Raw genomic sequence first — 26,802 nt, 5'->3', positions numbered from 1 at the left:
GTCACCTCTGGCCCTATCATGTCAGTTGCCCCTCATATCAATGCCCCAGGAAGATCGGGATGAAAGCGTCGGCAAACTGGCGCATCATCACCCCGATCGACCAATAAACCAGCAGCATTCCCCCTGTTATAAGATAGGGGGTGGAGATGTAGTAGACCGGGATCTGCGGTGCCAGCTTGTTGACCAGGCCGACCCCGAGATTGAACATCAGGCCATAGATGATGAAGGGACTGGAAAGCCGCAGCATCAGCATATAGGTCCGCGAGGCGGTATCCGTCAGCGTTATCAGCATTTTCTGGGTATCGGGCACGCCGCCCATCGGCATGACCGTATAGCTGTCGATCAGCGCCCGGAAGATAACATGATGAAAATCCATCATGAACAACATCATCAGCCCGCAAAAGCTGATCATGTTGGTCATCTGGTTTTCGGCACCGTCTTCCAGAACATCCGCCGTGGCCGTGCTGTTGAAACCGATCATCATCGTCAGAATCGCGCCGGCAAATTGCAGGCCCAGCGTGAAAAATCGGGTAATCAACCCGAAGACCGCGCCGATCAGCGTTTCCGTAAAGATCAGCGCGACGAAAATCGAACCGCCGCTGCTCACCTTGGGATACACGGAATCCCAAACGAGCGGCGTGCAGGCCATGGAAACCGCGACCGCGACCAACAGGCGGATCTGGGTGGGAATGCGCGAAGACGCAAAACCCGGCATGGTCATGAAACAGGAACCGATACGGCAAAAAACCAGGAACACCGCCAGTACCGATCCTTGCGGATCAGTGATCATGAAATCGATCCCAGGATCTTGATTTCGATGCCTTTGGCCAATTCGACATGTGACAGCACCGGCAGGGTTGCAAACAAGCGTTCAATAATCATGCGCACATAAGACCGTGTTTCCGGCGACGTGACAAGCACGAAAGGCAGGCCGCGGTCCATGAATTCACGAATAACCCGGCTGGCCTGCTCGCTGAACTCTTCCAGCGAACGCGGGTCGATATCGAATTCGACAACCTCGCCCTTGTTGTCGCGCTTCAGGGCCTGATGGAAGACCAGATCCCATTTGCTGCCCAATCGCAGGACCCGCAGCACGCCATTGTCGGTCAGGTCGCCGCACAGTTGCTGCGCCATGCGCACACGCACATGTTCAACGATCTGCTCGGTTTTGCGCACATGCGGCGCCAGTTCGGCCACGGCCTCGAGGATCAGATGCAGGTTACGGATCGACACCCGTTCGGCCAACAACAGTTTCAACACGGCTTGCAAGCCGGAATAGGACATATGCGAGGAGCAGATCTCGTCTGCCAGCTTCTTATATTCAGGATCGAGCCGATCGATCAGGATTTTCACGTCCTTATAGGACAAGAGCTGCGGCAGATTGTTGCGGATAACCTCGCTCAAATGGGTCAGCACGACAGAGACATTGTCGATCGGATGAAAACCTTCGCGCTTCAAGTCTTCGGTAAAGGCTTCCATGATCGAGACGGCTGGCATGCCAAACGCGGGTTCGCGAATTTCGTCACCGGGAATGCGCGGCTTGCGGCCATTGCCGGTGACAACAAGCACTTCGCCAACCCGCAACAGGTTCGAGGCGATGGTCGTGCCATGGACCCGAATATGGTAGGACTTGTCCGGGATGGCGATATCATCCGTCACCTTGATTTCGGGCACGACGAAACCGTATTGGCTGGCGAATTTCTTGCGCATCTTGCCGACGCGGAAAGCCAGTTCCTGATGCGAGCCAAGCAGGCGGGTCGAAACCAGCTTGCCGAGCGCCAGCTCGATCTCGGAGGTTTTCAGCACGCTCTTGACCGAATCCTTTTCGGCTTCCTTGTTCTGAATAACCTTCTTTTCCTCGACCTGGCGCTTCGCAAGGTTCACGGCTTCCACCTGGCGGGGAATGTACCAGCTGCCGAACGCCATGATACCGCCGAGGGTCACGAAGGGCAGCAAGGGCAGGCCCGGAATGATCGCCAGAAGGAACATCAGACCGGAGGCGACCGACAATGCACGCGGATAGCCGCTCAGCTGGTTGATGACCGCTTCGTCCGTGGACCCGGCATTGCCGCCACGGGTGACGAGCAGGCCGGCGGCGAGCGAGACGATCAGAGCGGGGATCTGCGAGACCAGACCATCGCCCACCGAGAGCTTGACGAACACGTCGGCTGCTTCGCTGATGGGCATGCCATGGCGGAAGTAACCGATGATAATGCCACCGACGATATTGATGGCGGTGATGATCAGACCAGCGACCGCATCGCCGCGCACGAATTTCGAGGCACCGTCCATGGCGCCGAAGAAGGAGCTTTCCTGCTCCAGTTCCTTGCGCCGGCGTTGAGCTTCGCTTTCCTCGATAATTCCCGCCGAGAGATCGGCATCGATCGCCATCTGCTTGCCGGGAATGGCATCCAGGGTGAAGCGGGCGCCGACTTCCGCGATACGGGTAGCACCCTTGGTGATGACGATAAAGTTGACCGTGACCAGAATGGCAAAGACGATCAGACCGATCACGAAATCGCCGGACATGACCAGGTTGGCAAACCCGGCGATGACACTGCCGGCCGCATCATGGCCCTGATGACCATGCGACAGGATAACACGGGTCGTCGCGATATTCAGCGACAGGCGCACCATGGTCGAAATCAGCAGAATGGTCGGGAAAGATGAGAAATCCAGCGGCCGTTGTATCCAGAGCGACACCATCAGGATCAGAACGGAAAGGGCAATGGAAAACGCCAGCCCCATATCGATCAGGAAGGGTGGGATCGGCAGAAAGAGAATGCAGAGAATAGCGACAATGCCCATGGCAAAGCCGATTTCTCGGCTGCGATTATTGGCAACTGTCGGAAGTGAGGTCGTCGGTGCTTGCGCCATGTCCTGTTCCATCTCTTCATGAGAAGGCTGGCGGAACGAGAATCCGCCATGATGGCGACAGGACTAGCGGACAAAGCTTGCGCGAGGATGCCCTTATCTCAAGGCGAATGCGTCACGACGAACGGCTGCGTATTGGTTTAAAACCCCGATTGGACCCGGGAAAACACCAGATTGGCAAAAATCGAAATTTGAGAGCCGACAAAGGGAGCGGAAATACCGATCGTCACCATGATCGCAACGATTTTCGGGACGAATGTCAGGGTCATTTCCTGGATCTGGGTCAATGCCTGGATCAAGGCGACCACGACGCCGACGATCATCGCGGCCAGAACGGCTGGCCCCGAGGCAATCAGCACGGTCCATACAGCGGCGCGCATGATATCGAGGGCATCTGCTTCATTCATCGGCATTCCTCCAGCGACATCATGCCGCCCGACACGACTCAATTGATAAAGCAAAATTCCTCAAATCCCAATCGATTTGAGGAATTTCACAGTCGTTAAAGCCTTTTGCATTTTCCATCCCGACCGGTTACGGCGGAATGGAAATGACCGGTCAGGAGCCGCTCGAGAAGTTGACGCCGGTCTGCAGCTCTACTGTGCCACCGCTGCTGGTGGTGAGTGTCACGGCGTCGTCGGCGACCTTGACGTTGGAGACAACACCCGTCGTTTCGCCGTCCGAGCTTGTCACCGTCTTGCCGACGATATCGCCGGCCCGTGTCAAGGCTTCCGCCTGCAACATGCTGCGCAGCAGGGTATTGGTCTTGATGGACTGCTCGACCTGCGAATAAGTTGCAAGCTGAGACACCTGTTCCGTGGCAGACATCGGATCCGTCGGGTCCTGGTTCTGCAACTGGGCGATCAGAAGCTGAAGGAAGCTGTTATAATCCATGGATGCGTCTGCCGCATCCGAGTTGGCCGATGCGTTGGCGAACGGATTGGTATAAGTCGCCGAACTCGAAGAGGACGAGGAACTCGTAGACGTCGCAGAGGTCGTTGCATCTACCGCCATGGTGCGATCTCCTTGCGGATCTGCTCGATGGTTGCCGGTGCCATTTCCTGGTTGTTCAGGATTCTATCCTCGACAGGATAAAGACCGCGAATGGCCTTCAATGCATCGAAGGCGCGCCCTGAGACGACCTGAGCGTCGATCCGCTTCAATTCAGCCAGGATCTCGTCATCCTGGAAGCAGGACAGCAACATCACGATCGACTTGCGGAACATGGTCAGCGTCTGTTCCTTGCCTTCCGGATTGATGAGAATCATCTGGGCGATGAAATAGAGCTGGCGTAGCGGGGTATTGGCGTCTTCCGGCTGGAGCACGTGGTTTTCCAGCAGAAATGTCACATCGTTCAAGAATTCAAGGGCAACCTTCCGATCGACGCGCAAAACGGCACCATTGATAAAGATTCGTTCCCCGGATTTCAGCGAGATTCGCAAGGTGCTCTTCATTTAAGTCCATCCCTGATGATGGTGGTTACATCGATTATGCCTTGGTAATTGTCGGATTCCCGCTTTCTGATGCGGTCACATTCCTTCAATATCCAAAGGGCAATTGAAATGAGATTGGCTCGAAGTTCCGTGCCAAGCTGGTTGTCCGGCTGCTTGAGATCCTCAATAAAGCGGATCCAGACGCGGCGCGTATAGTAAAGAGCCTCAATGCCTTCACGGCCGTATTTTCCGGCAGTCCTGGCCTGGCTCAGCAAGTCTATCGATCTGTCGAGAACCTGGCGCTCACGCTCCTTAGCGTCGGCAACCCCATCCTCCATAATCTCATTGTAGGAAAACTGGTACATCTAGATTTCCTCTACTCCACCCCACCCTTGATCATCAAAGGTAATCCACAAGGCTGAGCTTCTGCAAGCGTGCGGTCAAGGTGTATGACGTCTCGACCAAAGATTGCAGGTTGTTCAAACGGGTCGATGCTTCATAGGCATCCACACCGGTCAAATTGCTTAACTGGTTTTCAATAATGTCCTTCTGGGACGTTAAGGAATCGTTTGCGTTGGTGACACGTTCCTGGGACAGGCCCAATTGTGTACGCTCGTCATTGATACCGGAAACGGCAAGACCGGAATATTCGATGGCCTTGGAGATCATCGCATTGCGGGTTTCGGTCGAGTAATTGCCGTTCAGCATTTCGCTGCCGATCACCGAAACAAGGCCTGTATAGCGGAAGCCATCGGAGTTGGCGCTGGATGAGCTTTGAATAACTTCGTTTTTGCTGATCCGGCTCGTCATTGTCTCATCGGTGGCCGCCGACCAATTGTCCGTCCAGTCCGCCCCGTCAAAGGATGGCTCAAGGACGTTCTCCATGAAATCGTCCATCTGGTCAGCGCTGATACCACTGACGCCATCATCGTCAGGCGACATGCCGAAATATCCGGAAAACAGATTGTCGAAATTCTGCTTGGCGTCCGTTTCATTGCCGTCGTCATCGATATAATAGTAATCAGTAATCGGCTTCACGTCGGTATTAATACCAGAAAACAGATATTCACCGTTCACAGAGGTATTTGCGGCGTCAATGAAGCTGTCCATTGCGCTTTTCATGGTCTTTTGCGCGGAGTCCAGCGTCGTACTGTCAGTGCTGGTACCAAGACCAACCAGCGTCGACTGCATTGTCGTTGCTGCCGATGCAATCGTATCCAACGCCGTCTGAGAGGCATCGAGACGGGTCGAGACGATGGAATTGGTGTCCATCAGTGACTGCAAGCGCAGGGAATCTCGGTTGAGATCCACGGCCGAAGATGTCTTGGCGCCCAGTTCTGTTCCGACATCTGCGTATTTGCCGGTCGTCACTTCTGTCTGAGCATCCGACATCTGCTTTTGCGCATCACTGATCGTGAGACGCATGGCGTTCTGGATGGTAAGACTGGATATGCTCGATGTCTTCATGGCTTATGCGATCTCCAAGAGGGATTTCAGCATCTCATCGACAGCGTTCATCAGCTTGGTCGAAGCCTTATAGGATTGCTCGATATCGAGCATCTTCGACAATTCTTCATCGAGATTGACGCCTGTTTTGTTCTGATAGGCTTCCGTGGCCCGCTGCGACAAGGCGGATTTGGTTTCATTGGCCGAATCAGCCGTCGAACGATAGCTTTCGAGCCAGCCGACGGAGTTCGAGGCATAGTCGAGGACATTGGAGGTGTCACCGAGACCTGCCGATGAATCGAAGTCCCTTTCATCTTCGAAACCTGTGACAAGGTCGTCGAGCAATTCCGAATAGCTGACACCTTCCGTTGTATTCCAGGTGTAATTCGAGCCATTGGCGCCACCGTCCCGCAAAAGGGTTGGATCGCCATCTTCCGCGGTCACGTAAGCACTGTTGACCTTGAATGATTCCGAGATACCGGAAACAAGCGTTCCATCTTCCGGCGTCGTTCCATCTTCCCATGTGAAGAGGCCCGGCATGTCATTGTCTTTAGTCGATGGTTCCGTTTCCGAAAACATCTTGATCAGCGACCGTGAGGTCTCGTCCAACTGCTGCTGCATCTGCGGCGCAATCGAATCGCGGATCTGCAGATTGGCGGCGATCGATCCTTCCGCCGTGGTGTTCCCCCCCGTACCAGCCTTGACGGGAACGCCATCGATATAGACCGAGTTGCCCTCGGTTGAAGCACCATAAGCACCGGTCGAGTCGAATGTCACCGTCCTCGGCTGCTTATCGAACAGCACGGTGCCATCATTGGTGTAGAGCGCCATGTCGTTGTTATCGCGCTTGACCGACGATACACCGACAATCTTCGAAATATCCGAGACAAGTTTGTCGCGCTGGTCGAGGGCGTCGTTGGGATCGTTGCCTGTCGCTGTCGCCTTGACGACGGACTGATTGACGGTCTCAAACTGCGACAGAAGATCGTTGAGCTTGTTGACGTCGTCCTTGATGGCGTCGTCGGCCTGGGCCCGGACGTTACTGATGCCCTCGGCAGTATTGTTAATCGAGGTCGCCACATCCTGGGCTGCGCTGACCGCCGTTTCCGCCAGGGACAACTCGCTGGGCTGCGCCGCATAGGATTGCATCGCATCCCGCAGCTTGTTGATATAGGTCGACGGCGACGACTCGTAATCATTGCCGCCGAGAAGGGCCTTCAACTGGTCCAGACCGGTATTGAGCGTATCCTGCCCTTCCGCCTGGGACTGCCCTGACAGCATCTGCTTTTGCAAGACAGCATCTTCGTTGCGGGTCGTAACGACCTGCGCCCCTCCGGTGCTGGTCGAAATAGTGGCAGCGTCACGCTTGACGTAACCTTCCGTCTGGGAGTTGGCAATATTCTTCGACAGAACCTGCGACTGGACGCCGGTATTGCCGAGAGAAGTTGTTGCCGTATTCATCGTTGACGAAAGAGACATGACACTGCCTTTTAAAAAATAGGATTACCGCTTCAGACTGATCAGCGTATCCAGCATATCCGCCGCCGTCTGGAACACCTTGGAATTGGCGCTATAGCTGCGTTGGGACTGGATCATGTTGGTCAGTTCCGTCGCGAGATCGACATTGGAACTTTCAAGCGTCTTGGAATTGATGCTGCCGAAACTGCCGGTATTGGCAAAACCAACCACGACCGTGCCTGCATCCGCCGTGACCTGATAGGCTGTGCCGTTGACCGATTTCATATTGTCGGGGCTGGCAACCGTGGCCAGCGCCACCTTGTAGAGATTGGCGGTCGAGCCATCCTGATAGGTCGCAACGATATTGCCGCTGCTGTTGACCGTGACGGAGGATGCCGCGCTGGCGCCATTGCCATCGACGTCGCCAGTCGAGGAATTGGCGCTGTTCAACTGGGTCATGTCCGACATATCCACATCGATCGTCTGAGGCGAACTGGTCGTGCTGTCGGTAAAGGTAAATGTCCCGCCGCTGGAGACTGCGCCATCGGAATCGAAGGTCAGGGTCGTGCTGCCGAGAACACCATTGGTATAAGGGAAATTGGTCTCGTCAGTTGCCTCGCTAGTGCGGAAGATATCCGCCTGCCATTCGTTGTCGGCGGTCTTGGTATAGTAGATGTCATACTGGTTGGCATTGCCAAGGCTGTCATAAGCAACCATGGAACTCTTGAAGGTCCATGTGGCGCTGGCGCTGTTGCTGGAAGGCAGATCGCTGGTCACGATATCAGAACCGGACTTCAGATTACCGTCGATCACTGCATTGGTCGTGGCATTGGCCGAAATGCTGCTGTCCTGGATCTTGACGGGTTCGAGACCTTCAAAACCATTGATAACCGAGGCCGGTTCGCCATTTTCATAGGAGTAGCCCAGCAAGGTGTAGCCGGCCGAATTGACCATATACCCATTGTCATCGGCCTTGAAATCGCCAGCTCGCGTCAGGAAAACGCTGCCGGCTTCGTCCTGAACGACGAAATAGCCATCGCCCTTGATCGCCAGATCGGTTTCCGACGTGCTCGACTGATAAGAGCCTTCCTCGGAAATGCTGTTGACCGTCGTCGTTTGCACGCCGCCGGAGTTATAGGTTCCACTGCCCGAGGAACCGACAACCAGGCTGGAAAATGCGGTTGATACCCGCTTGTAGCCTGTCGTATCCGAGTTTGCGACGTTGTCGCCGACCGTGCTCAGCTTGCTGGCCTGGGCCTGCAAACCGGATACGGCTGTATTCATGCTGCCTGAAAGGCTCATACCACGTCCCCATTCGATCGTCGTGTGAGAAGATTATGAAGTGGGCCTTGCGTGAAGCTGTTTGAAAAAACGCTTAAGAGCACATTTGGCTGCAAGGCCCTGAGAATCTGGCGGCATGGCCGCCAGATTGTTATTTCCAATCAATACAATATCCAAGGAACCGCTTGGAATCGACAGGATCGACACCAAGCTTCTTGCGCAGTTTCTTGCGCAGCTTGCTGATATGGCTTTCGACCACGTTCTCTTCGACTTCCTCGTCGAAGATGCCGTAGATCGCATTGAAGATCTGAGACTTGGACACGCGCCGGCCGCGATTGGCGACTAGATATTCCAGAATGCGGCGCTCGCGGCGCGGCAAGGGGAAAATCTCTCCACCGATCTCAGGATCGCGGCCATCCGAATAGACGCGGATTGCGCCGATTTCGGTATAGTTGGCCACAGCCTTCAGGCGCCGCCGAATGGCCGCAGCTCTCGCCAGGATTTCCCGCGGGTGGACCGGCTTGCGCACCACGTCATCCACGCCACTGTCAAACAGGGCAAGTGTTGCTTCCAACGATGGCTGGTCACTGACCGCAATCACCGGAGCCGTCGTACGATCCCGGATGGCCCGTGGCAGATCGCCTGTGCGATCTCCCTGACCAAGCAGAAACGCTTCCACGGCTGCAACATCGCTATCGGCCGCCGAGGCAACCCATTCACCAAATTCGATCGGGTCAAACCCGGTCGAAGGTATTCCTTCACGTCCAAATAAAGACGTGTATCCATTCTTAACGAGCTCGCGCTCATCAACCACTACGATCATTCGTCCGCCTCCGAATCAGTGTGGTGTTTCAACACAACAATGGGTACGAATCGGGGGGTAAAACGACAACTGTAGAAAGTTAATGATAGTTATTAATAGTTGATTAAGATTTTAGGGGTGATTTGACCTACATCTTGTGTCGTCGCCGTTAACCACACACTATTTTCCTGTGAAAAAGGTTAACAAAACGCTTGCAAAGCCGCGAGCACATGAAAAAATTATTCGATACTAATGTGGGCAAGATCAGGGCAGGCAATCAACTAAAGATTGTTTTTGCTGACAGAATGGCATTGTGATCTCTGACAGAGAAGCCATCATTTCCGGCGTGTCAGGTTGTTATTGCTGACAAAATTGCCGCGCATTCACGGTCCAGTTGCCGTATCCGGTTGCAACGAGATTGGCAATCACCCTGCAAACATAGCGTTTTTGGGCTGGATCGTTGTTTGGGCCGGCATGATAACGCGCAACTGCCATTGTCCAGGTTTCGTGTCTTCCATGCAACGCGACCAGGAATTTTGCGGCATATTCGACGTTCCGTTTCGGGTCGAACATCTCTTCGAGCGAGTGGAAATTCTCGTGATGGAAATAATGGTTGATCTGCATGCAACCAATATCGATCAATTTCGCGCCCTGCTGCTTGGCGAGCGCGAAGGTTTGCATGGCATCCGTCATGGAATCGGGAAACAGCGCCTTGCCCTCGACATTGAGAGCGTAAGGCTGAAGTGACCCTTTGCGCCCGGTTTCCGTCAGGCCGACCGAATAGAGGATCCCTTCGGGTATCCCATATTTGGCCGCAGCATTGCTAATTTCGCGCTCGCATAATCCTGCTGAAGCAGAAGCATGGCCCTCGTTACAGGTAAAGCTGACCGCTGCCACCAGAAGCATTACCGCCGGTGCCCACCGTCCCAGAACGTGCCGCATCATCGACTGGACCTCCGGATGTCTGTCCATACACATCAAAAATCGGCTGCGCTTGTGAACGATTACCGCCCTGGCTGGAACTGCCGCCGCCCTGCTGCATGCTCTGCTGATTGCTGCTCTGGCTCTGGGAATTGGTCTGGTTGTCATTATTGGGCTTTTCAGTGCTGGCTATGCTGATCTGGACGTTATCAACCGAGAAGCCATGGCTTTTCAGCGCCGCGACAAGACCGTTCTGGTCTTCGTTCAGCTTTCGATATGCAGCGCTGTTTTCAACAACCAGGCTGACCGTCAATTCGCCATTCGTCAGCTTCAGAGTTGCCGTGACGCTTCCCAGATTTTCCGGCGTCATCTTCAGTTTGAGCGTGTTCATCGTGCGATCGGTGCTGATCTGTTCGCTGGTGCCGAGCTTATCGGAAGCATGAGTGTGCATGGCCTGCGCCCAGGAACTGTCACCAGCCATGGATGCGGCAATATTGGCGCCATTGCTGGTATTGACCGGGGCAATAATGCGTCGGCTGTCAAGCACGCTGACATTCTGCAATGGATCGATACCGGTCGTTGCCGGCTGGCTCGCGGTGTCATCGGCATGCGACGCCGAGGCATCGCTGCTGGTGACCAGATGGAGGGCATCCGCAGCACTGCTATCCTTGACCGTTTCCTTGGTCGCCGGTGAGACGGCATCCTGCGGCCCCGACTGGGCGGCCTTGGCCTGCTTGGCTAAATCAACCTCTGAAGTCCCTTGGCCGATCTTACCCATCTTGCCGTCCTGCGACGCAACCTGGCCAGCGACAGCGGTCAATGCCGTATCGCCATTACCGGTCGTGGCCTCTGCTGTTGTCTGGCTGCCTGCCTGGCGGGCAACTTGCTGCAATTGTCCGGCGCTCAAATCGCCTAATAATGTCAAGGCATCCTGCGCGCCCGTCGCTACCTTTGGCTCTACAGCCGTTTCTTTGGTATCGTCGGCGGCAGGCTTTGCCGTCTTGGAGCCGTCCTTGGTCTGGGTTTTCGTAACCCCGGGCATGTCTGACTGAGCCGCCGCCGTAGCGGCTTCCTCATCGGTCGTGGTCGACTTGAGAGCTGCCAGGGCCGCGAGCAAAGGCGTACCATTTTCCTGTCGGCCTTTGACGGCGATCTTGCCGGTCTCATCTCCAGCGCCTTCAGTCTCGGCAGCGAGTGCCTCGTCCGCATTTGCGCCAGCAGTAGCAGCCTCAGTCGCGGCATCACCCTGCTGGGTCAGGGCCGCAACAAGCTTTGCAAGCATCCGGCTCTCATCGGTCTTCTCCCCGGAGGAAGATGCGGTCTCTGTTTGCCCTTGTGTCTGGACCTCAGTTTGGGTTTGGGTTTGGGTTTGGGCTTGGGTTTGAGTCTTGGTCTGGCTCGCCAAAGCCTTGGCAATCAGTGCAGCAGCCCTGGTATCGCCAGCAGCTATCGGTGCATTGCCGACGGTTTGCGACGGTGCTTTGCCGTCATCGCTGGCGACAATGGCTTCATCATCAGCGACATCACCTTGCTCCGCCTGGGCCGAATTCTTCTGATCTGCTGTAGCAGATGTCACTGTGGACGTGGTTGATTTGGTCGATGACGACGAAATTGCAGTCGAATGGGTCTTTGTCTGGTCCTGATTCACCGGAGCATCGTCATCGTCTGCGTTTTGCTCCTGCGCTTGGCTACGGTCAGCCGTATCGGCCAAAGCGTCCAGAAAACCCTTGCCCGCGCCCTTGCCTTGATCGGAACGGCTGCTGCTATAGGCTGGCGAAGCGGCAGAACCTGCTGTGATAGTGGCATCGATCATTTCGTTACGCCCTCCCCCTTCAACATTTTGTCTATTTCTTCAAGCTTAGATCGGCCGCCGCTCATGAATGTCTGGAATTCCGGATCAGGCTTTTGCTTTGCATCTGCCGAGGCCGGACTGACCGGCGCCGTGCCAATCCCAGCATCGGGCACTACATTCGCCTTGGCATTGGCCGGCGCACCCGGGTCCTGCTGATCGGACACATTGGCCGGTGCATCCGGGGCAGTATCGTCCCCGGATGGCGGCGGCGTGCTTGGCGAGGCCGATGGGCTTTGCGGCGCGGTTGGCAAGGTGATGATCTCCTGCGCGACGGCCCGGGCTGCTTCCAGCAAGGCGTTGTCGGAGGCCGACAGCTGATCTTTTGGCAATTGTGAGATCGTGCTCAGCGCGTTTTTGACGTCGGTGGTCGAAATCAACGCCGCGCCGCCATAAAGCAGCGCCTGAGGATCATTCTTATCTGGCAGGCCCGCCAGGCTTTGCGCCTGACTGGAGGCAAGACTGGCCAAAGCCTGATTGCCGTTGATCGTCGCGCGGCGCGCAATGCGCAGATAGACTTCGCGCTGACGATCCGGATCCATGGTCGCCAATGTCGCCAGAATATCGTTCTTATCCAGCTCCGAGAAATGATCGACAACCAATTGCACCAGGAGATCGGCAAATTGGCTGGCATAGGGCGAATAGAGAAAGCGCCGGGCATAGCGATTGGCATAGGCCATGGCGCGACCATTCTGGCCGGTATCCATGGCAATCTGGAAGGACCGCCGCAGGGCCGCTTCCTCGACAATGGTGCCGGGCGCCACAAGGCGGGCGATATCGAAGAATTTAAGAGCCGCAGCCGGATCTTTCACCAGGGTGACATTCCCGGCCACCAACGCGATATAAGGCCCGACCCGACCGTTCTGATAGAGCGGTACCATCTCGCCAAGCGAGCTTGCCACCAGCACGCCTTTACCACTCAAGTATTTTCTCAACATATCGCTGACGCGGTTGTCGAAATGTCCATCAACGTCGCGGGCAACGAGATAGTCCAACGTCGCCGGATTTCCGCCGCTCATCGTGTAGATCAGCGCCGCATCGACATTGCGGGGGTCTTCGAAATCTGAAGACACAGCCGTCCGCAGCCGCTTGTCGATCCGGGTCAGAAGAAAACGCTGCATATCCGCAGCCGAATGGTCACCGCGGACAACCGAATCCTGCACAAATTGCAGAGAGCGCAACATCAGATAAGGCGGCAGGTTATCACTGTCGCCGCCTGCGGGAAGACTTTTGGCAGGCCCGGTTGTGCCAGCAACAGGGGTGGTGCTCGGTCCATTGCTTGCAGGAGTATTTGGTCCTGCCGCATATGCCTGACCCGCACAGGCAACAGGGCCGCCGACAGCCAGGGTCAGCAGCACGCCATAGAAAGCGAAGCTGGAAAATCCAGATCTGGCACCCAGGGATCTGCGCGCGGTCATCACCTTACTTCTGGTCTCCCTGAACAAGGATCTCGATCCGCCGGTTTGCTGCGGCCAACGGGTCCTCCGGCTTCAACAGCCGGCGATCGGCAAAGCCGGACACCTGGGTAATACGGTTTTGTGCGAGCCCGCCGCGCACCAGCATGTAATAGGCCGAATGGGCGCGTGACATCGAGAGGCCCCAATTGTCGTTATCAGGGCCTTTATATTGGCGTGCGTCGGTGTGGCCCCTGATAACCACGGCACCCTGGCGATCGGCCAACAACTTGCCGATCTTTTCCATCGCCAACACCATTTCCTTGCGCGGCACGGCAGAGCCGACATCGAACATCGGGGCCTGGGACTGGTCGGTCAGTGTTATCAGCAGTCCACCTTCAGCCGGCTGCACAATCAACCCCTCGGCCAATTTACCCGCTACACCACCGATTTCGGAGGCGATCTGCTGCTTAAGTTGATCCGCCTGCTGTGTCTGGTCGCTACCAGCCGATGCATTCTGCTCTTCACGGGCAACTTGCTTGGGATCAGGTCGCGCCTTGGGAACGGCAATGGCTACCTGCTGACCGTCGATTTCGACCTGCGGCTTTGCCTCAGGCTGAGACTTCGACGGGGGATTGCCCTGCGCTCCATCCGGTGCGGTTGCCGACGCTGCGGTAGCAGCCTGCTGATCGACCGGCTTTTGCGCGAACGGATCGAGCTTTGCCTCCGCCTCGGCCACGGTTTGCTGTTCGTCAGGCTTGGCTTTGCCAGGCTTGCCCTGAGCCGTCTGCATCTGCTGGCTCCAGAAATCCGGATCGAACGGGTCGCGGTAAGCCTCGCCGCCCGACGCGCCGGTGGACGGGCCGGATTCGCTTGCTCCGCCTTCACCCTTGGCGCTGACATTGGCTTGCTGACCAACTTCCTGGGCAATTTCGGCCAGAACGGAATAGGGATTTTCGAACAGATCCGCTTCCGAATAGACGGGCTTATCGCCCGAGGTCGAGGTCATGTCCTCGCCGGTTGCCGCCGCCTTGCCGAGCGTCTCCTCTTCGGCCTTGATTTTCGAGCGCTCCTTGCTCTCCTCGCCCTCAGCCTGATCGACCGGCTTTTTCACGCCCTTCTCGGTTGGCTTTTCATCGGCCAGCTTGATCGGATTGAAATAGCTGGCAACCGAAGCGGTCGTCTTCTCATTGGCGGCGTTGACCAGCCACATGACCAGGAAGAAGGCCATCATCGCGGTCATGAAGTCGGCATAGGCAATTTTCCAGGCGCCGCCATGGGCGCCGTCGTGATCGCCGCCGCCATGCCGCTTGATAACGATGATCTCGTTCTTGCCGTGGTGGTGATTTTCAGCGTCGCTCATGCCAGAACTTTCTTCAGACTGGCCGTCCAGGCGGAAATGCGGGTGACCAATGCCGCGCCACCGACATCGACCGTCAGGTCGAGATCATCGGCCTCGACATGTTTCAGCAACAGGTCTTGGCCTTCCATCCGGTCGGCAAGTTGCTTGAACAGCGCGGCAGGCCCGGTCACGGTGATCTGACCTGCGGCTCCCTCCAGGACAGCAGCCTTCAACAGGCCTGAAATGTCATCCAGGGCCTTGTCGACAAGCATATCCGATAGCAGGGGCGCCAATGTCTCGACCGTCTGGCTGCCGACAATGCGCGACAGGTCGGTCGCAATCTGCTGAAGCCCTTCGGCGATCACGCGCGCCAGCTCCGCCTGATGCTTTTCCGTCAGTTCCTGAAGTGCTTCGGCATGGGCCTTTTCGAGAATGCTGAGCGCTTCGGCGTGACGTTCATCCGCTTCCTTGACCGCCGCGTCATGGCCATCCGCATAGGCATTCTGCCGCTCTTTTTCCACATCCACCGGATCGGGCTGAGGAAGCTCAAGCACCGGCATATCCGGGAACATCAGCGCATCATCGTTGAAACTCATGGCCTCCGCAGCCATCGGCGCTGGCGGCGGCGCAGAGAAATCCTTCAAATAATGAGCGAGCGGCATCGTCATGTCATTTTCTCCCGGGCCTTACGGCCCTTATCGTCGAGACCGCGCCTATGGCGTTATCGACGCACAATACCTTCGGCCGGGTAAGGCCCAAAGCTTAAATCATCAACCTGATACCCAGGATCATTTCCAGGGCCCCTTTCAGGACATGCAGGATGTCACAGACGGCCCGATCTCCCGCATGACGGCAAACGCAAACACCTGTTTCATGATGTCGAAGCTAGGCGGCCAAACTTGCGCGAGGATTTTCTCAAGGCGGTCAGGCGTGCCGATTGGCACTCACCCTGCATAATTTACTGAAATTGGACAGATTAGGACGAAAATGCCCCGGCGGATTTTGCAGTTGTATCGGCTGCATCCCCTGAAAATATGTTGGACCGCGCCAGGGCAGTTGCGCGGTCCAACGATTCCACCAGATGCCGATGACCGGCGGCACGGCAGAAAGCGAAAATTGTAACTCCGGCCCGTTGTCGAAAAACTACTTGAAGAGCGTCAGGATGTTTTCGGCATTGGTATTGGCAATCGACAGCGCCTGGATGCCAAGTTGCTGCTGCGTTTGCAGTGCCTTGATCTTGGTGGATTCCTCGTTCATATCCGCGTCGACCAGACGCCCGACGCCCTTGTCGATCGTATCGCTGAGGTTTTTCACGAACGTATCCTGGGAATCGATACGGCTGCTGATCGCACCCAAGGTCGAAGCAGAATCGGTCAGATCCTGAAGCATTTTATCGACAGCTGAAATCATGCCATCGAGATCGTCGTTGGACATGTCGGTGGTCAGGGTGATTTCGGTGCCGGTGGCAGGCGTCACCGACTCCGCGTCCAGCAGGTAATAAGTGCCTGTCGTGGTGGTCGTACCGTAGGCCCAGGTCGCAACCGTGGTCCGTGTCAGGATGCCGTTTTCAGCATCCTGGGTATCGATCAGGGTCGATTCGGACGTGTTGAACTTCAATGTGGTAACCGACACCGTACCGTCGCTGGCGCGGTTGAAGGAGGCGACCATTTCCTTGGTGGTGGGAGGATTGGTCGATTCGTTATACAACCAGTTTTCGCCGGAGAATGAAGCGGATTCGGCAATGGAGGCGAGCTGGTTCTTCAGCTCGTTGATTTCCTGGTTGATCTTGTCCTTGTCCACGCCCGGTTCGCGCGCCGCAACCAGTTTGGACTTGATGGAGCTGAGCACGTCAATACTGGAATCCAGACCAGTATAAGCGGTATCTGCTTTGGACGCAGCTAGCCCCAGAGCATCCTGAACCGTGGAAAGCGCCTTGTTATCGGAGCGCATCGTGGTCGCAATCGACCAATAGGCGGCATTGTCTTTGGCGCTGTCGACTTTATAGCCGGACGAGATTCTGTTCTGCGTCGTCTCCATGTTCTGGTCGATGCCACGGAGGGTCTGCAAAGCCGCCATAGCGGAGGTATTGGTCATAATGCTGGTCATAGAGTGCCCCATGAAGGTGAAGGGACATGCCGGATTTATGGAAGACACCGGCAACGCTGGTCTGCTTCATGCACGTCGGCTACGCTCTTGCCCTGGTAGCCAACCCAACGTTGTTCATAGATTATTAACCTTGAATTAGTTAACAAATGGTTAACCAGGTTAGCAAACTTTTAATAGACGTAAACGAATTCCTAATTTTTTCAAGACCAAAGAAAAGCGCGCATGAAAAAAGCCGCAGCGGGTGCTGCGGCTTTGATAAACATCGTGGGGCCAACACACCGGGCAAGCACCATTTCGGGCATCCCAACGGTAGTCGCCTCTGGCTTTGTGAAACCACCAAGCCATTGTTGCGGCTTGGAGTTTTGTACTTTTTGAGAATAAAAGCGTAAGCGCCTTCAAGCCCCGTATTATTTGAACAGCGACAACACGTTTTCGGAGTTGGAGTTGGCAATCGACAGGGACTGGATGCCCAACTGCTGCTGCGTCTGCAACGCCTTCAGCTTGGTCGATTCCTCGTTCATGTCCGCATCCACCAGACGGCCCACACCCGTGTCGATCGTGTCGCTCAGGTCCTTGATGAAGCTATCCTGCAACTTCAGGCGTGAAGTCGTCGCACCGATGGTGGCAGCAGCATCCGTCATGTTCGAGAGCATCTTATCGACCGTGGCAACCATGCCGTCAATCTCGTCGTCCGTGGTGGACGAGGTCAGCGTCACTTCGTTGCTGGTCGCATCCCCTGCAACCGAGGAAATCAGGTAATAGGAAGCGGTTGTCGTCGTTGTACCATAGGCGTAAGTCGCAACGGTGTCCTTGGTCAGCAGACCACCAGCAGCCGCCTCGTCATTGATCAGCATCGAGTTGGTCGTATCAAAGGAGATCGTCTTGATCGACACGTTGCCATCGGAACCACGAACGAAAGAGCCGACCATTTCCTGGGTCGTGCCAGTGGTTTCGCTGTTGTCATACAGCCAGTTCTCGCCATTGAACGACGCGGACTTGGCAACAGAACCCAGTTGGTTCTTCAACTCGACCAATTCCTTGTTGATCTTTTCCTTGTCCACGCCTGGTTCGCGGGCAGCAACCAGCTTGGCCTTGATATCGGTAACCACATCGATCGCCGATTCCATGCCGGTATAGGCCGTATCCGTCTTGGCCGCACCAAGGCCGATGGCGTCCTCAACAGCACCAAGCGCCTTGTTATCCGAGCGCATCGTTGTGGCAATCGACCAATAGGCCGCGTTGTCAGATGCATTTTCAACCTTGTAGCCGGACGAAACTCTGTTCTGTGTCGAGTTCATGTCGTCGGAGATCGACCGCAGGGTCGAAAGTGCTGAAATTGCGGCAGTATTTGTCATCAAGCTCGTCATAAAGGTGCCCCTTGAGGTGATTGCTTTGGAAAGGGACAGGCCGGATTAAGACCGGCAACATTGGTCGGCTTCATGCCCGCCGGATCTCTATCTGCTGGTCCGGCCCAGTGCTTTCGTGAACACAGAAAACACCACCATGGTTAACGAAACATAAATTTGAAAAAATATTAACCATACAGCGAGGAAGCGTGCAGGCATGCACCTGCCATTCCCATCATAGAGAAATTTAATTTTCCTTATTTATCAATCACTTGAAATACCGTTTGGATTATTGCCACGATGAATGAAACTTCGTCATTCCCTGAACCAGCATAATCGATAAGACGTCCGCCAAGGCGCTTTTTGCTAACAGGATAAAAAAATAGCCGGGCTTTCGCCCGGCTATGTATTTGGTGATTCTCGACGTCCCTAGGCTTAACGGAACAGCGACAGCACGTTTTCGGAGCTGGAATTGGCAATCGACAGGGACTGGATGCCCAATTGCTGCTGCGTCTGCAACGCCTTCAGCTTGGTCGATTCCTCGTTCATGTCCGCATCCACCAGACGACCCACACCCGTGTCGATCGTGTCGCTCAGGTCCTTGATGAAGCTATCCTGCAACTTCAGACGCGAAGTCGTCGCACCGATGGTGGCAGCAGCATCCGTCATGCTGGACAACATCTTATCGACCGAGGCAACCATGCCGTCAATCTCGTCGTCGCTGGTCGTTGAGGTCAGCGTCACTTCGTTGCTGGTCGCATCCCCTGCAACCGAGGAAATCAGGTAATAGGAAGCGGTTGTCGTCGTTGTACCATAGGCGTAAGTCGCAAGGGTGTCCTTGGTCAGCAGACCACCAGCAGCAGCCTCGTCATTGATCAGCATCGAGTTGGTCGTATCGAAGGAGATCGTCTTGATCGACACGTTGCCATCGGAACCACGAACGAAAGAGCCGACCATTTCCTGGGTCGTGCCAGTGGTTTCGCTATTGTCATACAGCCAGTTCTCGCCATTGAACGACGCGGACTTGGCAACAGAACCCAGCTGGTTCTTCAGCTCGGTCAGTTCCTTGTTGATCTTGTCCTTGTCCACGCCCGGTTCGCGGGCAGCAACCAGCTTGGCCTTGATGTCGGAGACGACATCGATAGCGGCTTCCATGCCGGTATAGGCCGTATCCGTCTTGGCGGCACCAAGGCCGATGGCGTCCTCAACAGCACCAAGCGCCTTGTTATCCGAACGCATTGTCGTGGCAATCGACCAATAGGCCGCGTTGTCCGACGCGCTCTCGACCTTATAACCGGATGAAATCCGGCTCTGGGTGGTCTCCATATCGGAGCTGATCGACCGCAGCGTGGAAAGTGCTGAAATCGCAGCGTTGTTCGTCATAATACTTGTCATAGGCGTTGCCCCTTATGGAACTGGAAACGGAAGGGACATCCCGGGCTCCTTCCCGGCGAACGACGGCTCCGCTTCATGCCATTAATCCTTTTTAAACAAAAGATTAATCCGTCGTTTTGATGTTTCTATTTAAAACGAGTTAGGTTAATTCTTGCTAAATCACGAGAAAAAATTATTCAAAAAATTTTATGAAATGATGATTCGTTTAACGATAGCCAGCGACCGGAATTCTATTCACAAGTACGGCCATGGCCGAGGGCTTCATATGGCTGTTTGATCGGAAACAGGTGCAATCCAAAATCGTACAGCGGCACATTGCGGATCAGGAAAACAAAATAGCCGGGCTCATCACCCGGCTATAAAAGTGTCCATGCTGTGGAATTGGATCCTTAACGGAACAGCGACATAACATTCTCGGAGCTGGAGTTGGCAATCGACAGGGACTGGATGCCCAATTGCTGCTGCGTCTGCAACGCCTTCAGCTTGGTCGATTCCTCGTTCATGTCCGCATCCACCAGACGACCCACACCCGTGTCGATCGTGTCGCTCAGGTCCTTGATGAAGCTATCCTGCAACTTCAGACGCGAAGTCGTCGCACCGATGGTGGCAGCAGCATCCGTCATGCTGGACAACATCTTATCGACCGAGGCAACCATGCCGTCAATCTCGTCGTCGCTGGTCGTTGAGGTCAGCGTCACTTCGTTGCTGGTCGCATCCCCTGCAATCGAGGAAATCAGGTAATAGGAAGCGGTTGTCGTCGTTGTACCATAGGCGTAAGTCGCAACGGTGTCCTTGGTCAGCAGACCACCAGCAGCCGCCTCGTCATTGATCAGGATCGAGTTGGTCGTATCAAAGGAGATCGTCTTGATCGACACGTTGCCATCGGAACCACGAACGAAAGAGCCGACCATTTCCTGGGTCGTGCCAGTGGTTTCGCTGTTGTCATACAGCCAGTTCTCGCCATTGAACGACGCGGACTTGGCAACAGAACCCAGTTGGTTCTTCAACTCGACCAATTCCTTGTTGATCTTTTCCTTGTCCACGCCTGGTTCGCGGGCAGCAACCAGCTTGGCCTTGATATCGGTAACCACATCGATCGCCGATTCCATGCCGGTATAGGCCGTATCCGTCTTGGCCGCACCAAGGCCGATGGCGTCCTCAACAGCACCAAGCGCCTTGTTATCCGAGCGCATCGTTGTGGCAATCGACCAATAGGCCGCGTTGTCAGATGCGCTCTCGACCTTATAACCGGAGGAAATCCGACTCTGGGTGGTGTCCATATCGGAGCTGATCGACCGCAGCGTGGAAAGTGCTGAAATCGCAGCGTTGTTCGTCATAATACTCGTCATAGGCCTTGCCCCTTAGATGACACATAGGAAGGGACATTCCGGGCTATCCCCGGTGAAATTCGGCTCGCCTCATGCGATTAACATTCAATTAACAGGTTAACCCGCCGATTTCGATAGCCTGTTTTAAAACATATATAGTTAAAAATACCCTAATAACGGATTTATTTATTAACTTAAATAAATTTACTCCGAAACTACTTGGTTAATACATCGTTAAATTAACGAAAAATTAAAAAAAGGCCGGACTTGCAGTCCGGCCTCTTGGATTGAAATGACTATATCGTCTCTTAGCGGAAGAGCGACAAGACGTTTTCTGTGCTGGAGTTGGCGATCGACAGCGCCTGGATACCCAGCTGCTGCTGCGTCTGCAACGCCTTCAGCTTGGTCGATTCCTCGTTCATGTCCGCATCCACCAGCTTGCCGATACCGACATCAATCGTGTCGCTGAGGTCTTTTGCAAAGCTGGACTGTGACTCGATCCGGCTCTTTGTCGCACCGATGGTGGCAGCAGCATCCGTCATGCTGGACAACATCTTATCGACCGAGGCAACCATGCCGTCAATCTCGTCGTCGCTGGTCGTTGAGGTCAGCGTCACTTCGTTGCTGGTCGCATCCCCTGCAATCGAGGAAATCAGGTAATAGGAAGCGGTTGTCGTCGTTGTACCATAGGCGTAAGTCGCAAGGGTGTCCTTGGTCAGCAGACCACCAGCAGCAGCCTCGTCATTGATCAGCATCGAGTTGGTCGTATCGAAGGAGATCGTCTTGATCGACACGTTGCCATCGGAACCACGAACGAAAGAGCCGACCATTTCCTGGGTCGTGCCAGTGGTATCGCTGTTGTCATACAGCCAGTTCTCGCCATTGAACGACGCGGACTTGGCAACAGAACCCAGCTGGTTCTTCAGCTCGGTCAGTTCCTTGTTGATCTTGTCCTTGTCCACGCCTGGTTCGCGGGCGGCAACCAGCTTGGCCTTGATGTCGGAGACGACATCGATAGCGGCTTCCATGCCGGTATAGGCCGTATCCGTCTTGGCGGCACCAACGCCGAGTGCGTCCTGCACCGCAGACATAGCCTTGTTGTCCGAACGCATCGTCGTGGCGATTGACCAATAGGCCGCGTTGTCGGATGCGTCCTTGACCTTGTAGCCGGAAGAAATTGCGCTCTGTGTGTCTTCCATCTGCGTGCTGATCGAGCGCAGCGTGGAAAGTGCCGAAATGGCCGAATTGTTGGTCATGATGCTTGTCATCAGATCTGTCCCTGTGGTTACACAATACAAAAGAGGGACATGCCGGACTATATACCGGCAGAAGCGATCGACATCATGTCAATTAACTAGAGTTTGTTTAACTCGCCTCTAATCAGCACATAACCACGCACGGCTTTAAGGTTAGCTCAACAGGATTGGTAAAAGAAACATTAACAACGCAAAAAACGCCCACGGTGGGGCGCAATGCGCAAACACGCTGTTCTATGGTTTATAAACCCTCTATTTTTAGGGGTGCTGTGGCTTCAGGAAAAAGAGCGCACCAGGCTGCCGACCAGAAGGTTCCAGCCATCGATAAGCACGAAGAACAGGATCTTGAACGGCAGGGAAATCGACGTCGGTGGCAACATCATCATGCCCATGGCCATGGTGATGGTCGAGACGATCATGTCGATGACCAGAAAAGGAAGGATGATAAGAAAGCCGATTTCAAAGCCGCGCCGGATCTCTGACAACATGAAAGCCGGGATCAATACCCGATAATCGACCTTGCCCTCAACGACCGCCGTCTGCCCGCGCTCATTGGCCAGGTCGATGAACAGCCGGAGGTCTTTTTCGCGGGTATTGTTGGACATGAAGCCCCGGAAAGGCTCAGCAATCCTTGGCACGGCCTCGGCTTCGGTAATCTGGTTGTCCAGAAGTGGGCGCACACCGTCGCGCCAGGCCTGGTCCATGACCGGCGTCATCACATAAAAGGTCATGAACAGGGCGAGACTGGTCAGGATCATGTTGGATGGCGTGCTGGACAGGCCCATGCCGGAACGCAGAATGGAAAAAGCGATCACGAAGCGCGGAAAGCTCGTCACCATGATCAGGATGCCGGGAGCAACCGAAAGAACGGTCAGCAGACCGAAGGTGCGGATAATCCAGGCCGCGACGGATCCGTCGACCGGCGCCGTCAGGAAGTTTGACGGAAGCTGCTGCGCCTGAGCCAGTTCCGGGGCCGCTATCATCGCGGCGATCAAGATAAGGGTTCGAATCATTCGATGACAAACGTCCTAAACAAAAGCTTCGATACCCGCCCTTCAGACCGCACGTCAACTCGCTCGCGCAGATCGTCCTTCAAATAATCGAAACCGCGTGGGCCTTCGATCTGTTGCAGGGACACCGTGCGCATATAGGCCATCAGATCCTGATGAATGTCTTCGGCCAGTTTCGCATCGACCGGACCGTTGAAGACCAGAGCCACTTCCAGCCGGACCCAGCTTTCGGAGGGATAGGCAAGGTTGGTGGTGACGGGGTCGAGCTGGACGATGCCATTGGCTTCCGCCGGCAATTTCGGCAGGCCAGTCTCTTCTTTTTCGCCTTCTTTTTTTTTGCCCCCGGCCTCTTCAGCAGCCTTTTGTTCTTCCTTCGCCACCTTCACCTTGGGCGCAACCATGGTGCCGACCAGCCAGCCGGCACCCGCGCCGACAACGGTCAGTCCCGCAAGTGCAGCAATGAGCAGAATGGGGGAAGCCTTTTTCGAAGGGCCTTCCAGCGCCGGTGTATCTGCCATGGTGGTCTCCATCCTGCAGCATCGCCCTTCGATCGCCTTGGATCTGAAGGGTCATGCAAAAAACAAATCTGCATATTTCGCCGGCCAATCGCAATCAGCCGGAACGCATCATACCAACGGCCAAAAAAACAGGCCGTTGGTAAAAGACAGCACCTTTGTCACGTCGTCAGAACGGCGAGAACATGTCGACGACCTGCTGGCCGACCGGCGGTTGCTGAACTTCGGTCAGACGTCCCTTGCCGCCGTAGGAAATGCGCGCCTCGGCAATCTTCTCATAGGAAATGGTGTTCTTGGCATCCACATCCTGCGGACGCACGATACCCGCGACATTCAGGATGCGAACTTCGTGGTTGACGCGCACTTCCTGGGAACCGCTGATCAGCAGATTGCCGTTTTCAAGAATGCTGGTCACCACAGCCGCCACCATCAAGGTCAGCGTTTCAGACCGATCCACCGATCCCTTGCCATCGGAACTCGAATTCGAATCGGTGCTCATGTCGCCGGACGAATCTGGCGGTGTGATGCCGAACAGGTTGATCACCGTCGACCATGTCAACGAGGTCGAGTTCTTGCGGCTGCGCGATGTGTCGTTCTTGAATTTCGCCTTGTCGGCAATCGAGATATTGACCGTCAACAGGTCGCCGACATTGATGGCGCGCGAATCCTTGAAAAGCGCCGCCTGGCTGTCGTTCCAGAGGGAGTAGCCGTTGCTGACAGCCTTGGTCTGTTTCGGATAGCTGGCAAGCTGCGGGGCCTGATTGTAACGCAAGCCGCTGCCCACCGGGCTCATGGCCGGCGCATTGCCGACTTCTTCCAATGTCTTGTTCCCACAGCCGGTGAGGATAACGGCCATGAGAACCACAGCGCTACGCTTTATCATGTGGGTTCCTTCGAGGTATTGGGATCAGCGGCATTGGACATGATGCCGGCGACGAGCGCGGCTTTTTCGGGGTCCATCTCGCTGAGAATCAAACTGGATTGCTTGGCCGGAAGCTTCATGATGATCGCTGCGGCCAACAGAGGATTGACCTTCTCCAGCTGCGGGGCAGCGGCATCGGGCTTCATATTCTTGTAGACATCGGTCAAGCCGGCTTCCGCCTTTTGCAGAAAGTCGTTTCGGCGCGCCAACCAGTCCTGATATTCGCTCTTTCGCGCTTCAAGCACGGCAATGCGGTCATTGACATCCGATTGCAGTTTTTCCAGATCCTGCTTTTGCAGCAGATAGCGCTGGTCGCGGGCCGGATCGGCAATGTTGGTGCAAAAACGCTGGATGTCATCGGCGCTGGTCGTGCCGGTGGAGCCGGTATTCGCGGTACGCGCCGGGGCCGCCTGCTGTGCGCTGCCTGGCAGGGCCGAAACAGCAAGAACAGAGCAAGCCAGAACCAAAGCGCCAAGACCAGAATATCTTGAAGCGGCATAGTTTGCGAGGGAGGCTGTTGATCTCATTGCAGGACAAGCTCCGCTTGAAGGGCCCCTGCCGACTTAATGCCTTGCAGGATGGCGATGATACCGTCCGGCTTCACGCCGATATTATTCAGGCCAGCCACCAGTGTGCGTAGGTCGGGTCCATCGACGATGGCAACCTTGTCACCGGTTTTCTGCGCGGAGATATCCGTCTGCGGCTGCGTCGCCGTCGTGCCGCTGGAAAAGGGTTGAGGTTGAATGACCTGAGGGGTCTCGTTGACCTGCACCGTCAGCGTGCCGTAGCTGACAGCAACCTTGGAGACACGCACGTCAGCGCCAATGACGATGGTTCCTGTGCGCTCATTGATCACCACCTTGGCCGGTGTGTCGGTCTCCACGACAAGGTTTTCGATATCGGCCATCAATTGCGCCAGATCCGCCGTGCGCGGTTTCTGGATCACCACTTCCTGGCTGTCGCGTGCCTCGGCAATCGGAGCGCCGTAGGTGGCAGTGGCATAATTGTTGATACGCCGGGCCATGCCGAGCGACGTCGAAAAATCCGGATTGCGCAATTGCAGCACAAGATTGACCGAATCCTTGAATTTGGACGGAAGTTCGCGCTCGATGATCGCGCCGTTCGGGACACGGCCGGACGTGGTGACGCCTTCGGTCACCGTGGCGGCCTGACCCTGGGCGGTAAAGCCGGAAACAACCACAGACCCTTGGGCAACGGCGTAGATCTGGCCATCGGCGCCCGAAAGCGAGGTCATGATCAGCGTACCGCCGCGCAGTGAGGTAGCATCTCCCAGCGAACTGACTGTGGCGTCGATACGACTGCCAGGACTGCCGAAGGGCGGAAGGGTGGCCGTGACCATGACGGCGGCGACATTCTTGGCCGAAGACTGACCGCCCTGGGTGGAAATCCCCAGGTTCTGGAGCATGGCGCGCATGGACTGGTCGGTGAAAGGCGAGGAACGAAGACTGTCGCCGGTGCTTTGCAGACCGACGACGAGACCGTAACCGATCAATTGGTTATCACGACCGGCCTGGAGGGAGGCGACATCCTTGATGCGTGAGCCCTGCGCCAGCGCAGGACCGGCAACCACCAGAAGCAAACTGGTGAAAATCGAGAAAAGCAGAACCCGGATACTCATTTTGCCATCACCTGCACAGTGCCATCGCCCATGACCGTTCCGCTGACGATCTGGCCGGAATCAAGATTGCGGACGCGGATGACGTCGCCGATATTGGCATCATCCATCGGGCTGCCCGACGCAGAAATGGTGAGGTTGCCGATATTGAAGATCAGCCGCAGTTGCGACCCACGAATCACCGCATAGGGGCGTTTCAGCGTCGCCAATGGGATTGTACGCCCGGGCAGCAGCGTCTTGGTCGAGAGCATGCCAACCACATCCGTCATCTCGGAGGCAAAGCCGCCGGCAAGATTGGGATTGGTCACCTGAACCCGATCCAGTTTGCTGGACGAAATCGCTTCGCCTGGATAGATGGTGTCCGTCGGAACGATCGCATAACGATCCCGCGCCGCTGACGGGACGGCGGCGAAAGCCACCAAGACCATGACGGCCACCCCTGTCAGCCTGAACATTCTCTTCATATGGCGAAACATCATGTTTGCCCC

General features: G+C 55.6%; 26 protein-coding genes. All 26 read right to left on the bottom strand.

All coding sequences use genetic code 11. The features are described 5' to 3' along the window. Positions 1 to 37: 37 nt before the first annotated feature. Positions 38 to 790, bottom strand: a complete 753-nt coding sequence (gene fliR / locus ASB66_RS07975) for a flagellar biosynthetic protein FliR (protein WP_060716420.1) — start codon at positions 788 to 790, stop codon at positions 38 to 40. Further along, positions 787 to 2,877, bottom strand: coding sequence for a flagellar biosynthesis protein FlhA (gene flhA / locus ASB66_RS07970; RefSeq protein WP_060716456.1), 2,091 nt, complete (start codon positions 2,875 to 2,877; stop codon positions 787 to 789). Before flhA ends, fliR begins: the two co-directional genes overlap by 4 nt. A gap of 137 nt (positions 2,878 to 3,014) precedes the next feature. Continuing rightward, positions 3,015 to 3,281 (bottom strand): flagellar biosynthesis protein FliQ, encoded by a 267-nt coding sequence (gene fliQ, locus ASB66_RS07965; protein ID WP_015914971.1) that lies wholly within the window; start codon positions 3,279 to 3,281, stop codon positions 3,015 to 3,017. A 151-nt stretch (positions 3,282 to 3,432) separates the two neighbouring features. Next, positions 3,433 to 3,888: a flagellar hook assembly protein FlgD gene (gene flgD, locus ASB66_RS07960; protein WP_015914970.1), complete on the bottom strand. Its 456-nt coding sequence runs from the start codon at positions 3,886 to 3,888 to the stop codon at positions 3,433 to 3,435. Further along, positions 3,879 to 4,328: a flagellar biosynthesis repressor FlbT gene (gene flbT / locus ASB66_RS07955; protein WP_060716419.1), complete on the bottom strand. Its 450-nt coding sequence runs from the start codon at positions 4,326 to 4,328 to the stop codon at positions 3,879 to 3,881. Before flbT ends, flgD begins: the two co-directional genes overlap by 10 nt. After that, positions 4,325 to 4,672, bottom strand: a complete 348-nt coding sequence (flaF, locus tag ASB66_RS07950; protein ID WP_060716418.1) for a flagellar biosynthesis regulator FlaF — start codon at positions 4,670 to 4,672, stop codon at positions 4,325 to 4,327. The genes flbT and flaF overlap by 4 nt, the downstream gene beginning before the upstream one ends. A 34-nt stretch (positions 4,673 to 4,706) precedes the next feature. Continuing rightward, on the bottom strand, positions 4,707 to 5,774 hold the full coding sequence (locus ASB66_RS07945; protein WP_060716417.1) for a flagellar hook-associated family protein: 1,068 nt from the start codon (positions 5,772 to 5,774) through the stop codon (positions 4,707 to 4,709). A gap of 3 nt (positions 5,775 to 5,777) precedes the next feature. Beyond that, positions 5,778 to 7,232, bottom strand: coding sequence for a flagellar hook-associated protein FlgK (gene flgK, locus ASB66_RS07940; protein WP_060716416.1), 1,455 nt, complete (start codon positions 7,230 to 7,232; stop codon positions 5,778 to 5,780). 24 nt (positions 7,233 to 7,256) lie between these two features. Then, positions 7,257 to 8,513, bottom strand: coding sequence for a flagellar hook protein FlgE (locus tag ASB66_RS07935; protein WP_060716415.1), 1,257 nt, complete (start codon positions 8,511 to 8,513; stop codon positions 7,257 to 7,259). Positions 8,514 to 8,643: 130 nt separating this feature from the next. Next, positions 8,644 to 9,315, bottom strand: coding sequence for a transcriptional activator Rem (gene rem / locus ASB66_RS07930; RefSeq protein ID WP_015914964.1), 672 nt, complete (start codon positions 9,313 to 9,315; stop codon positions 8,644 to 8,646). A gap of 336 nt (positions 9,316 to 9,651) precedes the next feature. Continuing rightward, the gene (locus tag ASB66_RS07925) at positions 9,652 to 10,200 is read right to left on the bottom strand and encodes a transglycosylase SLT domain-containing protein (protein ID WP_060716414.1); all 549 of its coding nucleotides are present in this window, start codon (positions 10,198 to 10,200) and stop codon (positions 9,652 to 9,654) included. After that, the gene (gene fliK, locus ASB66_RS07920; RefSeq protein WP_060716413.1) at positions 10,166 to 12,028 is read right to left on the bottom strand and encodes a flagellar hook-length control protein FliK; all 1,863 of its coding nucleotides are present in this window, start codon (positions 12,026 to 12,028) and stop codon (positions 10,166 to 10,168) included. The genes ASB66_RS07925 and fliK overlap by 35 nt, the downstream gene beginning before the upstream one ends. Further along, positions 12,025 to 13,482, bottom strand: a complete 1,458-nt coding sequence (motC, locus tag ASB66_RS07910; RefSeq protein WP_060716412.1) for a chemotaxis protein MotC — start codon at positions 13,480 to 13,482, stop codon at positions 12,025 to 12,027. Before motC ends, fliK begins: the two co-directional genes overlap by 4 nt. Before the next feature lie 4 nt (positions 13,483 to 13,486). Further along, the gene (locus ASB66_RS07905) at positions 13,487 to 14,821 is read right to left on the bottom strand and encodes a MotB family protein (protein ID WP_060716411.1); all 1,335 of its coding nucleotides are present in this window, start codon (positions 14,819 to 14,821) and stop codon (positions 13,487 to 13,489) included. After that, positions 14,818 to 15,468, bottom strand: a complete 651-nt coding sequence (locus ASB66_RS07900) for a hypothetical protein (RefSeq protein ID WP_060716410.1) — start codon at positions 15,466 to 15,468, stop codon at positions 14,818 to 14,820. The genes ASB66_RS07905 and ASB66_RS07900 overlap by 4 nt, the downstream gene beginning before the upstream one ends. 475 nt (positions 15,469 to 15,943) lie before the next feature. Next, on the bottom strand, positions 15,944 to 16,906 hold the full coding sequence (locus tag ASB66_RS07895; protein WP_060716409.1) for a flagellin N-terminal helical domain-containing protein: 963 nt from the start codon (positions 16,904 to 16,906) through the stop codon (positions 15,944 to 15,946). 407 nt (positions 16,907 to 17,313) lie between these two features. Beyond that, entirely contained in the window at positions 17,314 to 18,273 is a 960-nt protein-coding gene (locus ASB66_RS07890) for a flagellin N-terminal helical domain-containing protein (protein ID WP_060716408.1), read from the bottom strand. A 414-nt stretch (positions 18,274 to 18,687) separates the two neighbouring features. After that, a complete protein-coding gene (locus ASB66_RS07885; protein WP_060716407.1) occupies positions 18,688 to 19,647 on the bottom strand; it encodes a flagellin N-terminal helical domain-containing protein in 960 nt (319 codons plus the stop codon). Between the two features lie 389 nt (positions 19,648 to 20,036). Then, positions 20,037 to 20,996 carry a flagellin N-terminal helical domain-containing protein gene (locus ASB66_RS07880; RefSeq protein WP_060716406.1) on the bottom strand — a complete coding sequence of 320 codons (960 nt, stop codon included), beginning with the start codon at positions 20,994 to 20,996 and terminating at the stop codon, positions 20,037 to 20,039. Positions 20,997 to 21,283: 287 nt separating this feature from the next. After that, positions 21,284 to 22,243: a flagellin N-terminal helical domain-containing protein gene (locus tag ASB66_RS07875; RefSeq protein WP_060716405.1), complete on the bottom strand. Its 960-nt coding sequence runs from the start codon at positions 22,241 to 22,243 to the stop codon at positions 21,284 to 21,286. A 263-nt stretch (positions 22,244 to 22,506) separates the two neighbouring features. Then, a complete protein-coding gene (gene fliP, locus ASB66_RS07870; protein ID WP_060716404.1) occupies positions 22,507 to 23,244 on the bottom strand; it encodes a flagellar type III secretion system pore protein FliP in 738 nt (245 codons plus the stop codon). Next, the gene (locus tag ASB66_RS07865) at positions 23,241 to 23,759 is read right to left on the bottom strand and encodes a flagellar basal body-associated FliL family protein (protein WP_060716455.1); all 519 of its coding nucleotides are present in this window, start codon (positions 23,757 to 23,759) and stop codon (positions 23,241 to 23,243) included. Before ASB66_RS07865 ends, fliP begins: the two co-directional genes overlap by 4 nt. Before the next feature lie 166 nt (positions 23,760 to 23,925). Next, on the bottom strand, positions 23,926 to 24,639 hold the full coding sequence (flgH, locus tag ASB66_RS07860; RefSeq protein ID WP_015914951.1) for a flagellar basal body L-ring protein FlgH: 714 nt from the start codon (positions 24,637 to 24,639) through the stop codon (positions 23,926 to 23,928). After that, positions 24,636 to 25,205: a MotE family protein gene (locus ASB66_RS07855; RefSeq protein ID WP_060716403.1), complete on the bottom strand. Its 570-nt coding sequence runs from the start codon at positions 25,203 to 25,205 to the stop codon at positions 24,636 to 24,638. The genes flgH and ASB66_RS07855 overlap by 4 nt, the downstream gene beginning before the upstream one ends. Next, the gene (locus ASB66_RS07850) at positions 25,202 to 26,317 is read right to left on the bottom strand and encodes a flagellar basal body P-ring protein FlgI (protein ID WP_060716402.1); all 1,116 of its coding nucleotides are present in this window, start codon (positions 26,315 to 26,317) and stop codon (positions 25,202 to 25,204) included. The genes ASB66_RS07855 and ASB66_RS07850 overlap by 4 nt, the downstream gene beginning before the upstream one ends. After that, positions 26,314 to 26,793, bottom strand: a complete 480-nt coding sequence (flgA, locus tag ASB66_RS07845) for a flagellar basal body P-ring formation chaperone FlgA (RefSeq protein WP_060716401.1) — start codon at positions 26,791 to 26,793, stop codon at positions 26,314 to 26,316. The genes ASB66_RS07850 and flgA overlap by 4 nt, the downstream gene beginning before the upstream one ends. Positions 26,794 to 26,802 lie beyond the last annotated feature (9 nt).

Origin of the sequence: Gillisella vitis (assembly GCF_001541345.2) — a bacterium.
In the GTDB taxonomy this organism is placed as follows: domain Bacteria; phylum Pseudomonadota; class Alphaproteobacteria; order Rhizobiales; family Rhizobiaceae; genus Allorhizobium; species Allorhizobium vitis.
This window is presented reverse-complemented; position numbering and strand designations above follow the sequence as displayed.